This window comes from Paenibacillus sp. FSL H7-0350 (assembly GCF_038593195.1).
Lineage (GTDB): Bacteria > Bacillota > Bacilli > Paenibacillales > Paenibacillaceae > Paenibacillus_AQ.
The window spans coordinates 858,780-872,769 of the sequence record NZ_CP151972.1 but is presented as its reverse complement, the minus strand read 5'-3'; the positions used below and the strand labels follow the sequence as shown (position 1 = coordinate 872,769).

Genomic DNA, 13,990 nt, shown 5'->3' with positions numbered 1-13,990 from the left:
AAGAAAGCATAGCCTATGACAATAAAGAGAGGGGCTAAGGATAGCCGCTCTCTTTTTAATAAGACAAGAATGTATATGCTTCGCGCGTTCTACTTGATTAAGCCCGCTTCTGTAAATTGCTTGATGACTGTGTCCTTATACTTCTGCATGTCAAACTTGGTCTCTAGCGTATGGAGGAACTTGTCCCAGTTGTCCAGCGGATCTTTGCCGGTCATAAATTTAACCAGGCTTTCATTAATGAAACGTTGGCGGTCTGTTGCCAATGTATCGTTCGGGTCCTCGGTCAATAAATTCCCGGGTAACGTAGGCGCTACGTATTGCTGATTGTTCTTAAAAGCTTCAGCCGTCTTAGGATTCTGGAAGCTGAAGTACTCAGCATCATCGCCATGACGCGGCATTCTGTAATGATCAACCCATAGATATTTTTCTTTCATTTCCTTCGATAATTCGGAGGTTTTATTCTTGATCTTACCATCTATCACATCCCAGTGAATCCCTTTAATTCCGTAGGCGAAGTTCGGATAGGCTTCCTCGTCCGTAAAGAGATAATTCAGCATGGCCAAGATCCGTATGATTTTGTCCTCATCCGCTTTTTTGGAGATGGCCCATGAATTACCCTGGAACGATTTTCTCTCTACAATCTGATCGCCATAAGGACCTGTCATTGGAGGAATGACGATCCATTCCGGGACTTCTCCGCTGATTTCTTTCATTTTCTGCTGATAATCCGGCTCCAGCCTGCGGGCATCTCTGATCATGAAGCCGACTTTGCCCTTAAATAACTTTTGGTCGAGCAAATCGGGAGTATTCATCGTCACCCAGTCGGGATCTACCACTTTGGCTTCCATCATTTTATGAATATAAGCGAGCGCTTCTTTCATTTTGGGATCGGTGAACAGGAACACCGGTTGATTATCCTTCACATCAATGGCTGAGGGAGGATTAACGCCGAACATCCACATCAGGCTATCGAAGCCGTAGGTTTGCAGATTGCCTTCTTTATTCATACCGCCGATGAATCCGTACGTATCGTTCTTGCCGTTACCGTCCGGGTCCTTTTCTGTAAAGGCTTTCATAACTTCAAATAACTCGTCCGGGGTCGTTGGCACTTCCATGTTCAGCTTTTTCAGCCAATCATTGCGGATAAAAAAGCTTCGGCTGATCCCATTTACGTTATCATAACCTGGAACGCCAATGGTTTTGCCTTGATAGGACATCGCTTCCCATGAGTCGCTGCTGAATCGTTTCTGTAATGCCGGAAATTGATCCAGATACGGTGTCAGATCGGCAAGGACGCCTTGGTCATAATATTGTGCGAGATCAGACCGGCTTTTTAAGAAGATCAAATCTGGAATATCTCCTCCGGCAATCAGCGTATTTAATTTAGTCGTTGCTTGCCCGGATTGCGGAATCATCATTTCAAGGTCGATATTCACTGCTTTTTCCAGCATTTGGCGCTGGATATCTTCATCACGGGGAGGAATCGGAGCAGCAGCGTTGAAGGTGCCTTGGTTAAACATCGAGATTTTTAATTTGGTTCCATAGGGATTAGACTCGTCTTGCGAATTATTCACGGCTGTCGATTTCACTTCTTTTTGTTCCCCGCATCCTGACAATACCGTTCCGACCCCCACGATTGCTGTCAGAATAGCTGATGTAATGACTCTACGCTTCATAATGACCTCTCCTTTGCTTCTATATTATCACGGTTTCCCCGTAACAACTCAGGTTGGAATGCTTTTACCCTTTAACCGATCCCAGGAGCACACCTTTAGTAAAATGCTTTTGCATGAATGGGTACACGATCAAAATTGGAATTGTCGTCACAACAACTGCGGCCATTTGCACAGCGAACGTACTAACCGCCCCGGAATTGGCAAGCGAATCAGCGCTTTGGGTTGCGACATTAAGCAGGATGTTGCGCAAGATCACTTGCAGCGGCATTAAGCTGGAATCATTGATATATACAATAGCGTCGAAATAACTGTTCCAGTGACCGACTGCGTAGAATAAGGAAATGGTGGAGAGAACGGGCAAGGACAAGGGTAAAATGATCCGCCATAACGACTGAAGCTCACTTGCACCGTCTACCCTTGCGGATTCCTCGATTTCAGCAGGCAATTGCTCGAAGAAGCCTTTGATGATCACCAGATTAAATGCACTGATGAGCTGCGGAATAATCAATACCCACGGACTGTTTAGCAAGCCCAGTGAGCGGATTAATAAATAGGTCGGAATTAAACCTCCTCCAAACATCATCGTAAAGACAATGAATAGTAAAAATGGGCTTCGTCCCGGTAAATATTTTTTGGATAACGGATAAGCCGCTATTACCGTAAAAAACACATTCAGCAGGGTGCCGACAATCGTTCGAAACAAGGTGATTTTATACGCCTGCCCGATCCCATGAGAAATGAATACTTCTTTATAGGCTAGAAAGGTAAAGGTCTCTGGAATAATAACAATGCCTCTTCTTAGCACTTCCGATTCTGGCGTCATAGACACAGCAACTACATAAAGAAAGGGAAGTAAGCAAAGTAAGGATAGCAAAATAAGAAGACAATAAACGACAGCTTGCCAGACCTTTTCCCCGGTTGTCATATGAATCATATTGAATACCACCTCACCAAATTTGCCCGTCGAATTTTTTTGCAAGCTTATTCGCTGCCAACACTAGACCAAATCCGATGACAGCTTTGAACAATCCCACAGCGGTAGCGAGCCCGATCTTAAGCCGCTCTAGCCCTTCACGGTATACCCAGGTGTCGATAATGTCGATCTTCTCTTGATTAAAGGTGTTAGCGAACATAAATATCTGATCAAAGCCTGCATCCAGAATATGGCTTAATTTAAGGATCAGCATCAGAATCATGACTCCGCGAATACCGGGAAGTGTGACATGCCATAACTGCCTCAGCTTGGAGGCGCCATCCATTCGTGCCGCTTCATATAGACTGGGATCGATTCCTGCTAATGCGGCAAGGTACAATATCGCTCCCCAGCCAATATCCTTCCATATTTCAGATAAGATGATCAGCAGTCTGCCCCAGGCAGGTTCCGTTAGAAAGGAGATGGGTTCAACACCGAAATCCTTCATAATCATGTTAATCAGACCATCGCCTGGGGCTAATAATGCCACCATCATTCCATAAACAATGACCCACGACAGAAAATGGGGCAAATACGTGATCGTTTGGACGATTTTCTTAAACCATTGGGTATAGACTTCATTAAGCAGCAAAGCGAGCAGGACAGGAGCGGAGAAGCCGAACAATAGCTTATACAGCGAGATGATAATCGTATTTCTCATGATGTCCCAGAAATAAACGCCGTTTATGAAATCTGTGAAGTTTCTAAATCCCACCCATGGGCTATCCCATAGACCCAATGCAAGATTGTAGTTTTTAAACGCAATCACGATTCCCGCCATAGGAATGTATTTGAATACGGCAAAGTACACTAATGCCGGGAACAAGAGCGCGTACATCACTCTATACTTTTTTATCGCCCTTATCCATGAATTCCGCTGTTTGGGGAGGGGAATGGCGTCCGCTGCCAATTTTGCTTGCATCTCATCACCTCGTCTTTGTTTATAGGGGTATAATAGCATCCCCCAGCCCGGGTGAATTTCTGTGATTTCAAGAATTTCTTATAAGATATTAATCTGAATTGTGAAGGAAGGCGGATTACGAAAAAACCCTCAGGACGCTAGAATCGCGTTCCTGAGGGTTCATGCATTGTTTATTGATCATATGGAATCAACATTAGGCTGGGTGACTTCATGTTCCTCCAGCAGCCGTTTGAGCTTTTGGCGTTGGTGTTTTTCCCGTTGACGGCGTTCTTTGTCCTCCTCCTTGAGTGCCTTAAGCAGGGAGAAGCACATGCCGATTAATACAATGGCAAAGGGCAACGCTGCTACAATAGAAGCGGTCTGAAGACCGCTTAATCCGCCGCTAAGCAGCAGTACTACAGCGATGGCGGATTGCAGAATGCCCCAGGTTAATTTCACTCTTGCACTTGGATTCAGCTTGCCGTCTGACGTCAGCATACCCAGTACAAAGGTAGCCGAATCGGCTGACGTGATAAAAAAAGTAATAATCAGAAGCGTAGCTATAAACGCTATAATAGTTCCTAAGGGGAGCTGCTGCAGTGTGATAAATAAAGCGGTAGTTGTATCTTGTTTAACAGCTGCTGCTATCTCGGCCGCATTAAACAATTCGAGATGCAGGCCCGTTCCGCCAAATACCGCAAACCAGATAAAACCGAACAAACTCGGTATCAGCAGGACGCAAATAACAAACTCCTTGATCGTCCTTCCCTTGGAAACTCTGGCAATGAATGTTCCCACAAAGGGCGCCCAGGCAATCCACCAGGCCCAATAGAATAATGTCCATGCTCCGATCCAGGTTTGCTTGGAAAAAGGCGTTAATCTTAAGCTCATGTTGATGATATTTTGCAGATAGCTGCCTAACGTGGTGGTAAATGTATCAAAAATAAATGAGGTTGGACCTGTGATCCATACGAACAGCATCAACAGAACGGCGATCACTAAGTTGGTGTTACTGAGGATTTTGATTCCTTTGTCCAGACCGGTAGTCGCAGAGATGAGGAACAGCACGGTCACTACAGCGATAATTACAATCTGAGCTGCTGTCGAGTTAGGAACTCCAAAGATATAATGCAATCCTCCATTAATCTGCAAGGCTCCAAGACCAAGTGAAGTCGCTACCCCGAAAATAGTGGCAATGACCGCCAAGATATCGATGGTCTTGCCCAGCCAGCCGGCAACTACCTGTTCCCCGAGTAAAGGGATAAAAGCTGAGCTGATCAAGCCCTTATATCCTTTGCGGAACTGGAAATAAGCAAGCGTCAAGCCGATGACGGCATAGATGGCCCATGGATGCAGTCCCCAGTGGAAAAAAGAATACCTCATGGAGATCCGCGCTGCAGCGGTCGTCCCTCCTTCTACGCCTTCTGGCGGAGATAAATAGTGGGACAGAGGCTCAGCAACTCCCCAGAAGACAAGCCCGATCCCCATCCCTGCGCTGAATAACATCGACAGCCAGGATATCGTGGAATATTCCGGTTCATCATCGTCGTCTCCCAGACGAATCCCCCCAAACCTGCTGAAGGCTAAGTAGAAAGTAAAGATTAAGAAGAATAAAGTCGCCAGCAAATAGAACCAGCCGAAATTATGAATGGAGAAATTGTACGCTGCATTAGCTGTAGTTGCCATCTGATCAGGCGCTAGAGCTCCCCATAATGCAAAAATGGCTACAATGGTAATTGAGATGATAAAAACCATAAATGAACCTCCAGTGATTATATATGTATAATGGGCAGAACGAAAACCCTCAGAACGCATTAGAGGCTTCCTGAGGGTCTATCCATTGTCTTTTCCTTCAGGGTCCTGCTCAGTTCTGTCTGTTCTCCACCGATTTCATCCGGTTCTGGTCGTCAGGCACCCGGTCATTGCTGAATTCCTGACCTGCTTCCACTTCCCCGCCTTCGGATACAGCCCGGGCAAAGTTAGTGAACTGTCTCTTCTCCTCATCCTGCTCATGCTTCAGCTTCAAAAGCTCCTTAGGGTCCTGAGTTGTCATTGTGCCAACCTCCTGAGAAATCAAATCTTCTTGTATACTTGCACTATATAAGTTTTTGCATTATACCCCTGTACTTATGCACGAAATTCTCCGAAAACTTAGACCCCGGATCTTTCCAATTATTCATTAACCCTATGAAGCAATAAGGAATCAGGAAGACCCAGTAAGAAAGAGCCCGCTCATTGCAGGCTCTCACTCCTTCAAGTGTTCGAGTATAGCACAAGGCCGGCCGTCAAATATAATATTCGATATGGGCTTCATCGTACTTCGTCGGATTGGGCTGCGGAATACAGGTAACGGCCAATGCTGCGAGCCCCATAACGCTTATACAGACGAACGACGCCCGAAACGCGGTAAGTAGTCCTGCCTCCGGGAAAATATTCTGGGCCAGACGGTATAGTGTCCCGCCCAGCGTGACGCCCATGCCCATGCCGATGGTCCGGCTCATATTAAGCGTTGCTCCAGCTACGCCAAGCCGTGCCGCCGGTACGTTGCCCATGACATTACTGTTGTTGGGCGGCGTAAACAGGCCCATGCCTCCGCCCACCAGCCCCAAACCGAGCAGGAGCCGGGCAATGTCGCCATCACTGCGAATCGACGCCAGAGCGGCACAGCCTATCAGTAGCGCAACAATACCGGTAATAGCGGGCAGCCGGATGCCGAACCGGTCCGCGAGATAGCCCGAGACCGGCGTCATTAGCGTCATCCCGATCGGAACAAACGACAGATACAGTCCCGCACGGATAGAATTGGCATGGAAGACAGCCTCCATCAGAAACGGACTGAGCAGCAGCACGCTATACATGACGGTAAAGGCTAAGAACCCTGTCAGATTTCCACGGATAAAGATGCTGCTGCGGAACAACGCCAGGTCCATCAGCGGAACGGGCGCATGCTGCTCTTCCCGGATGAATGAGGTCAAGGCCAGCAATGCACTGAATGACCCGATTAATATAACCGGTGAAGCCCAGCCGAGAGCGGTTCCGTTATTAAGGATATAGACCAGAAAAACCAGAAACGGAATGAGGAATATCATCCCCCAAAGATCGAACGATTCCCTCTTCTTGGCATTATCTTGCGGAAGCAGCAGAATCCCGAGAATCGTCCCGATGATCCCGATGGGAATGTTAATGTAGAATAGCCAGCGCCAATCTCCCATGGCCAAAAGTCCGCCGCCGATAACCGGCCCCAGACTGAGACCGATGCCCTGTGCACTGGCCTGGATTCCGATCGCTTTGCCCCGATGCTGCGGCGGGGTCGCGGCCGTAATGATCGCTACGCTGTTCGCCTGGAGCATCGCTGCGCCTACAGCCTGCAACACCCTGGCAAGCAAAAGAACGCCAAAGGTTGGCGCCAGCCCGCAGAGTAATGAACTGATCAGGAATACTGTGAATCCGCCGGTGTACATCCATTTGCGGCCCAGCATATCTGCTAACCGGCCGAAGGGAATGACAAGCGATGCTAGTGTGAGCAGATATACGAGGCTGATCCACTCCACCGTTGCCATGGATACATTCAACTGCGCAACCAAGGACGGCAGAGCCAGATTGATGATGCTTGCGTCAAGCGCCGCCATGAATGCGCCGATGCATACGGTTGAAACGACAAGCCAGTGATAGCCCTTGCGGGCCGACAGAGACTTAGGAGGGCTATTGTGGATGAACTGGGATGGACTGATCAAGCTGTTATCCTCCTTTTTGTAGTGAAAATACCACTTGGATTGTTTTCACACTTTAATGATTTTAACATGAATTACTTTGCATTAGGACTTAAGGAGGAACAAAAGATTGATTATTCCGTCACTTTTAACAGCACGCCATCTTTATTCTCATAGCTCCTCTTTTCATTTTTGACGATCTTATTCATAATCTCTTCTTCCAGGTTAATCCCCAGAATTTCCGCCAGCCCAATCAGGTAGATGGCAACATCCGCCAATTCTTCGCCGAGGTCGTCTTTCTTCTTCCGGTAAGCATCGCAGGCTTCTGACAGTTCGCCGTGGGTCAGGCAGAATTCCTGATAAATATCAGTTACATTGAACCCCTTCTCCAGCTTGTTCTGATACACTCTCTTTTGAAGTTGTAGTAAATCAATCATTGTACCCACTCCTATCTCCTGTCTTATTGAACTAACTTATTGAACTGATCCTATATGCTTGCGTAAATGCACTAACGACATGGGCTGGATTCGCTGAGCTTCGGCGATATTCTCATACAACAGGTGGCTCTTGCCTGCCTGGGCAAACGAATCACGTAAGGCTGCGATCCTTCCTTTTTTGAGATCAAGGAACTGGAAGTCCACCTGCTTCAGATGCTTCATTGCGGTCAAAGGCTCTAACTCCTTCGCAGTCACGGCTGCAGAAATCTCTCTTAGCTGTAACATTTCAAGCTGCGTTGCGGTCCATAAAGGGGCAATGTCATCCAGGGACTTCATCTGATCGAGTTCAAGCTGTATGAGCCCCGGCATATTCGAAAAGTCACACAGAGCCTCCAGCTTCGGCAAGGATAAGTTCAGGTATGTAAGGTTGCTCATGGACTCCAGGGCATCTATCTCTGTTAAGTGACGGATAGCCGCCAGACTCAGCATGGGGACTGTAGAATCTGCAAGCGCATCCAGTGACCCTTTCAAGATGGAGTCATGAATGAAGAGGCACAGCAGCTTCGGCAACCGGCGGACAAATTCCAGCTCATGAATCGTAGTCCGCAAGATTAAGGTATCCAGGCTGGAAGCATCACCTATCGGCGTTAAGTCCTTAAATTGCCCATGCACCGAGAGATATTGCAGCTGCTTGAAGCTTGCGAGGAAGCTTAGGTCAATTGGCTTTTTGGCCGAAATGGATAAAAACTGCAGCCGCGCTAACTTACCAAGTACACTCAGATCCACACTATGAAACAGATTCAACTCCATGGCTGTGATGTGCTGCAGTTCCGCTAGGGTCTGCAGCAATTCCTCCGGATAGCGCACTTTCTTGTCCGCTTGGTTAATCGACAAGACCAGATCCGGGCGTTCGGCAAATACATGCTGATCTAATTCCTGCAGATCCTGAAGCTTGTCCACATCGATGACATACGAAATAAGCGCCCGCTGTCTAAGCGCTTTCACCGCCTGATCCATTGTACCTCTTGTCCAAGGTGCTCCATTCATGGAGTTAGTCCATACTCCCATTCCCGTGATCCCCCGTTCCTTCGGATATAAAAAGTCCCGCCTGTTTGTGGCAGACGGGATTAAGACTAAGTCATACTTATTGAGCGGCTACCTCATAACTTGCGCACCACATAGATGAGATTCATTCCACAATCTAGCGTGCCGGGTAATTTGGTGAACGCAATTTCATGTTCGACAATCAGCTTCCAGAATTCCTGGTCACCCCGGGCATTCTCCAAGGCAGCGTCTCCAGCTTGCGTATATAGTCCGGCAGAGCTTCTCTCCAGAATATTAACCGGAAACTGGGCAAATAAAGCATCTAATTCAGAACTTCTCATCATATGGACGTAATGCTTGCTGGGAACGGGATAATGCTCTTCATCTTGAATCCCTGTGTTCATGATCCACTTGGTAGCCTCAATGCCGAACAGGTCTTTCTCATACCGGATGCCATCCAGATAATACATGGAAGCGCCGATGAAGCTCATCGATCCCAGGATCAATATCCCGCCCGGCTTCAGTACTCTCAGGAGCTCCCGGATGCCATCCGTCTCTCTGTCCAAGAGATAGTTAATGACACCGCCGATACATACCACAGTGTCGAACGTACCCTCTTCAAACACGCTCATATCCAGCACATCTAGTACATGGTATGCCTTGATTTTGTCCGCCAGGGACAGCTCTTGCATTTTGGACTTGTTGAATTCTATCTGATGGCTCGACAGATCAGCAACGGTCAACTCAGAACACATGGTCACCAGGTCCTTAGTATACCTGCCTGAACCTGCACCAATCTCCAGCACTCTATCTGCACTCTTAGTGTAACGCTGAAGAATATCCAGATGCACCTGATACAAAAGCTCGCCTGGCCCATCCTTCGTAAGCCGTGTCCATTCACGGTCACTATAGTTGTCGTACCGGGTTCTCGGGATTTCGGGGTTGTAACTCATGAAAGCCTCTCCTTTTCATATTCAATTGGAACATCGGAGTAATACCGCTAATGTCGCTAATGTCGCTAATATCGCTAATATCGCCTGCACTCATACAACCACCTCCTCCTTGGAATCCGTCTTCATCTATTATACTAGGCCTCGTTCCATTTGGCATCCTAAATTTCCCAGACCGATCAGCCGGATGATTATCGAAGTTACTACTAGAGCTATACCAGGGAACTGACATGGGCCACTTGCCGAACGGTATCCAGAATAATCGGGGAATGGCTGTCGTTGGTCAGAATGACCAGGGTATCCCCTGCCTGAAGCACGAGGCTTCCGGTAGGAATGATTTCGTCAGTTCCCCTTTTGACGGATACGATCAGGCAATAGTCCGGCCATTGGTATTGGCCTATGCCGGTTCCGTCCAGCATCGAGCCTTGATGCACAGGGATCTCCAGAATGATTTTATTTATTTCTGCATGATCCACAGCGTCCTTCCCGTGCAGGAATCTCTCCAACAGCACTTCATAGACGGGCAAGGAACGGAACCATTCGGCCGTCATATAAGCAGTGAGACATACAATACCGATCGGCAGCAGGTTCGTAAAGGAGCCGGTCATTTCCGTAATCAGAATGATGCCGGTGATCGGAGCCTTCAAGCTTGCCGTCAGCAGGCCGGCCATGGCGGCAATCAGCAAATAACCCTCATCCAGCGAATGTCCTCCCAGCAGGCCGTTGGCAATTTGACAGTATAGGGTGCCTATTAGCCCTCCGAGAACAAGCATTGGCAGGAAGATCCCTCCGGGTGCAGATGAACCGTAACTGACGAGGGTGAACAGGAATTTCACAACCAGCAGAAGCAGCAATACCTTTATAGGATAGGGGCTTTCGACCAAATCGTTGATTACGCCGTTTCCTCCCCCCAGAACTGCAGGGAATGTCAGTCCAAGCACACCGGCCAGCACGAAGGGAACTACCGGCCGGGCTTGTGCCGGAATCCACTTCACTCTGGCGTACAGATCCTGGAACAAGTATAGGCCCTTATTAAAGCCGATGCCTGAAATGCCAACCAACATCCCCAGCAGCACCAGATGATAATAACTGGACAGCGGCAGTGATCCCATCCCTGAGAAGTTGAACACGGGGGCGAGTCCGAAGAACTCTTTGGATATAAAATCAGCCACCAGCGACGAGGTTAAGGCGGAGATCATAATCAGCGGGGAGAAATTCATGTGCACTTCTTCCAGGGCGAAAATAACGCCCGCGATAGGCGCATTGAAGGCGGCTGCAAGTCCCGCGCTGGCTCCGCAGGTAATCAGGATATGTGCCTCCGTCTTAGACTTGTGGAACACCCGGCTGAAGCCTTCGGCCATCAGAGCACCGATCTGAATCGAAGGTCCTTCCCGTCCCAGAGAGAGGCCGGCTCCGATGCTGACCGCGCCGCCAACGAATTTGGCGGTGACCGCCTTCCACCAGTTAAGCTGGAGCCGGTTCTGGAGCACCGCCTTCACCTGAGGAATGCCGCTTCCCGAAATGCCGGGCTGCTTCTTAACAAGCATTCCCGTACACCAGCCGGCCAGAACCAGAACCGCCAGCCATAATGGGACCACCCATAGATGATTTCTCTGATACTGATAAAAGATTAAAGATTGCTTAAGTGACTCCTCCAGCACGAAGCGGAACATGACAACCACCGTACCTGATAGTATGCCTATGGCTATACCGCCTGCCAAAAGCCGGAATTTGAAATCAAACCAAGTATCCAGCTGTTTGCGGATTGAATGCTGATTCAATGCAAGTACCTTCTTTTCTTTTTTTGACATAGCTAATATGGTAACAGTATGAGCTTATAAAATCCATGATTTTTGTGGCGCGAGTCAAAAAAAGCCTGCTGTCAGCAGGCTTTTCCGGTTATCTATATTAGGCTATAACGCCGTATTGCGCTGAAAGCAGCTTACAGGCCATTATTCTGGATTACATCCTTATACCAATAAAAGCTGTCCTTCCGTCTGCGCTCCAGTGTGCCATTTCCGTCATTATCCTGATCCACATGGATCAGTCCATACCGCTTCTCCATCTCAGAGGAGGAGTAGCTGATCAGGTCAATGATTCCCCAGGCGGTATAGCCTATAACCTCTATCCCGTCCAGGATGGCTTCATGCATCTGTTCGATATGGGCGCGAAGGTATTCAATCCGGTAGGGGTCATGAATGGCACCGTCTTCCTCTACCTTATCGTAGGCACCTATTCCGTTCTCTACCACATACAGCGGAATCTGATACCGGTTGTACAGATTATTCATCGTCAGCCTTAGTCCGATCGGATCAATCTGCCAGCCCCATTCGCTAAGAGGGAGGTAAGGATTTTTGATGCCGCCCATCGTATTTCCGCTGACCTTCTCCAGACCTTCACTCTCCGCACTGGCCACGAAGGAATTGTAATAACTGAAGGAGATGAAATCTGCGGTATGATCGCGTAGCACCAGATCGTCCCCTTCGGCCTTCACAATGTCTATTCCCTTATCCTTGAAGAAGCGCTGAATATATCCCGGATAAGCCCCGCGAACCTGAACATCGGTGAAGAACAGGTTGAATTCATTATTCTTATGCGCCGCGAGCACATCCTGCGGATTACAGGTATGCGGGTAATGCAGCAGGCTTGTGAGCATACAGCCGATCTGTGCGCCTGGGATCATCTCATGACAATGCTTCACCGCAAGCGCGCTGGCCACAAATTGATGATGCAGCGCCTGATAGACTGCCTGCTCCACCTGCTCCGCTTCTCCGAACCGGTCTGGCACAATTCCCCCGTTCGTGAACGGATGGCGGACAATCCCGTCAATCTCATTGAAGGTAATCCAATACTTCACCTTGTCCTTGTAACGGTCAAAGACGGTGGTGCAGTAGCGCACGAAGAAATCGACCACCTCGCGGGAGGTCCAGCCGCCGTACTGGTTCACCAGATTCATAGGCATTTCATAATGCGACAGGGTTACCAGCGGCTCGATACCGCGCCCCAGCATTTCATCGAACAGCCGGTCATAGAATGCCAGGCCCGCCTCATTAGGCACTGTTTCATCACCATTTGGATAGATGCGTGTCCAGGCGATGGAGAGCCGCAAGGTCCGGAGGCCCATTTCCTGCATGTAGTCCAAATCCTCAGGGTACCGGTGATAGAAGTCTATGCCTCTTCTTTTGGGATAATCCTGGTCAGACTTGTCTTCCATGGCTTTCTTCAACTGCGCATCGCTTACCGCATTATGCTTTTTATAATCACCTTTGCCCAGGTTTCTCTTGTAAGTAGCCATGTCTGCCGTGGACAGCCCTTTGCCGTCTACGTCCCAGGCACCCTCTGCCTGATTGGCAGCGATGGCACCGCCCCATAAGAATCCGTCCGGAAAAATCCGCTGTGTACTCAATATGACCCCTCCACTATTCTTTTCTATTCATCACCCGGCTGATATGGATAATCAGATAGAGCATCTCCTCACTCGACATGAACCGGTGAAACCTGGCTCCAATGTAGGTATTAATGGATGATACACACTTTCCTTCTTCCGGGTATTTATTAGATATCTGGTCAAGCAGCTCGCTGTCTTGCGATTCAAGCATCTTGTTCTCGATCAGGCGCTGCACAAAAAACTGCAGATGAGTCAAAAAACGTGAATAGTTAATGCTCATCGTGTCAAAATCAACACCGTAATGGATTTTGATAATATTCAAAATATCGTTAACCGTCTTGGTCATCATCAGCACCTGGCTCATGTTGTCCTCGGTCTGCTGGGCATTCACCAGATGAAAGGCGATGTTCGCTGCTTCCTCTTCCGGCAGAGAGATTCCGATCTTGTCCCTGATCATCTCCAGCGCCTGCAGCCCGATCTGATATTCACGCGGGTAGAACTTCTGAACCTCCCACCGCATCCGGTTCTGGATCGTTATATTGGACTTGAAGCGTTTGGTTGCCATATATAAGTGATCGGTCAGAGATACATAGAGGTTCTCGCTAAGATGCCTGGATAGAACGCCTTTTGCATACGATATGATCTCATCGGCCAGAATCAGGTATTCCTTGGGGGTCTCGCGCATTAAGGCGGTCATATCGGAAGCCATGTCCTTGTTCTCGACGATGTAGACCTTCTCGATCTCGTGCTCATTAACGGTATCCCCCGGCTTGCTTTTGAAGCCGATTCCCTTCCCCATCACGATGACTTCCTTGCCATCCTCGCGGTCGGCCAGAACTATGTTTACATTGAGAATTTTCACTACTCTCATCGACCTATACCTCACGTTCTCCAGGGCATCTTAGACCCGA

General features: G+C 48.4%; 12 protein-coding genes. All 12 read right to left on the bottom strand.

Annotation, left to right across the window (positions count from 1 at the left end; all coding sequences use genetic code 11):
* Positions 1-89: 89 nt before the first annotated feature.
* Positions 90-1,676, bottom strand: coding sequence for an extracellular solute-binding protein (locus tag NYE24_RS04035; RefSeq protein WP_341025370.1), 1,587 nt, complete (start codon positions 1,674-1,676; stop codon positions 90-92).
* A gap of 64 nt (positions 1,677-1,740) precedes the next feature.
* Positions 1,741-2,610 carry a carbohydrate ABC transporter permease gene (locus NYE24_RS04030; RefSeq protein ID WP_076153806.1) on the bottom strand — a complete coding sequence of 290 codons (870 nt, stop codon included), beginning with the start codon at positions 2,608-2,610 and terminating at the stop codon, positions 1,741-1,743.
* A 13-nt stretch (positions 2,611-2,623) separates the two neighbouring features.
* Positions 2,624-3,571: an ABC transporter permease subunit gene (locus NYE24_RS04025; RefSeq protein WP_076154114.1), complete on the bottom strand. Its 948-nt coding sequence runs from the start codon at positions 3,569-3,571 to the stop codon at positions 2,624-2,626.
* Between the two features lie 177 nt (positions 3,572-3,748).
* Positions 3,749-5,305: a BCCT family transporter gene (locus tag NYE24_RS04020; RefSeq protein ID WP_342478103.1), complete on the bottom strand. Its 1,557-nt coding sequence runs from the start codon at positions 5,303-5,305 to the stop codon at positions 3,749-3,751.
* Positions 5,306-5,414: 109 nt separating this feature from the next.
* A complete protein-coding gene (locus tag NYE24_RS04015) occupies positions 5,415-5,603 on the bottom strand; it encodes a hypothetical protein (RefSeq protein ID WP_076153808.1) in 189 nt (62 codons plus the stop codon).
* Between the two features lie 232 nt (positions 5,604-5,835).
* Positions 5,836-7,284 carry an MFS transporter gene (locus tag NYE24_RS04010; RefSeq protein ID WP_076153809.1) on the bottom strand — a complete coding sequence of 483 codons (1,449 nt, stop codon included), beginning with the start codon at positions 7,282-7,284 and terminating at the stop codon, positions 5,836-5,838.
* Positions 7,285-7,394: 110 nt separating this feature from the next.
* Positions 7,395-7,697, bottom strand: a complete 303-nt coding sequence (locus NYE24_RS04005; protein ID WP_341025366.1) for a MazG-like family protein — start codon at positions 7,695-7,697, stop codon at positions 7,395-7,397.
* A gap of 36 nt (positions 7,698-7,733) precedes the next feature.
* Positions 7,734-8,744 (bottom strand): hypothetical protein, encoded by a 1,011-nt coding sequence (locus NYE24_RS04000; RefSeq protein WP_342478102.1) that lies wholly within the window; start codon positions 8,742-8,744, stop codon positions 7,734-7,736.
* Positions 8,745-8,857: 113 nt separating this feature from the next.
* Positions 8,858-9,694: a class I SAM-dependent methyltransferase gene (locus NYE24_RS03995; RefSeq protein WP_076153811.1), complete on the bottom strand. Its 837-nt coding sequence runs from the start codon at positions 9,692-9,694 to the stop codon at positions 8,858-8,860.
* A gap of 209 nt (positions 9,695-9,903) precedes the next feature.
* The gene (locus NYE24_RS03990) at positions 9,904-11,472 is read right to left on the bottom strand and encodes a ClC family H(+)/Cl(-) exchange transporter (protein WP_076153812.1); all 1,569 of its coding nucleotides are present in this window, start codon (positions 11,470-11,472) and stop codon (positions 9,904-9,906) included.
* 161 nt (positions 11,473-11,633) lie between these two features.
* Positions 11,634-13,100, bottom strand: a complete 1,467-nt coding sequence (locus NYE24_RS03985) for a family 1 glycosylhydrolase (protein WP_076153813.1) — start codon at positions 13,098-13,100, stop codon at positions 11,634-11,636.
* A gap of 10 nt (positions 13,101-13,110) precedes the next feature.
* Positions 13,111-13,950 carry a PRD domain-containing protein gene (locus NYE24_RS03980; RefSeq protein WP_036690877.1) on the bottom strand — a complete coding sequence of 280 codons (840 nt, stop codon included), beginning with the start codon at positions 13,948-13,950 and terminating at the stop codon, positions 13,111-13,113.
* Positions 13,951-13,990 lie beyond the last annotated feature (40 nt).

Excerpts from the sequence above, each read along its gene's own strand:
- NYE24_RS04035 (WP_341025370.1), bottom strand. The coding sequence starts at position 1,676 with ATGAAGCGTAGAGTCATTACATCAGCTATTCTGACAGCAATCGTGGGG.
- NYE24_RS04030 (WP_076153806.1), bottom strand. The coding sequence starts at position 2,610 with ATGATTCATATGACAACCGGGGAAAAGGTCTGGCAAGCTGTCGTTTAT.
- NYE24_RS04015 (WP_076153808.1), bottom strand. The coding sequence starts at position 5,603 with ATGACAACTCAGGACCCTAAGGAGCTTTTGAAGCTGAAGCATGAGCAG.
- NYE24_RS04025 (WP_076154114.1), bottom strand. The coding sequence starts at position 3,571 with ATGCAAGCAAAATTGGCAGCGGACGCCATTCCCCTCCCCAAACAGCGG.
- NYE24_RS03995 (WP_076153811.1), bottom strand. The coding sequence starts at position 9,694 with ATGAGTTACAACCCCGAAATCCCGAGAACCCGGTACGACAACTATAGT.
- NYE24_RS04020 (WP_342478103.1), bottom strand. The coding sequence starts at position 5,305 with ATGGTTTTTATCATCTCAATTACCATTGTAGCCATTTTTGCATTATGG.
- NYE24_RS04000 (WP_342478102.1), bottom strand. The coding sequence starts at position 8,744 with ATGAATGGAGCACCTTGGACAAGAGGTACAATGGATCAGGCGGTGAAA.
- NYE24_RS03980 (WP_036690877.1), bottom strand. The coding sequence starts at position 13,950 with ATGAGAGTAGTGAAAATTCTCAATGTAAACATAGTTCTGGCCGACCGC.
- NYE24_RS04005 (WP_341025366.1), bottom strand. The coding sequence starts at position 7,697 with ATGATTGATTTACTACAACTTCAAAAGAGAGTGTATCAGAACAAGCTG.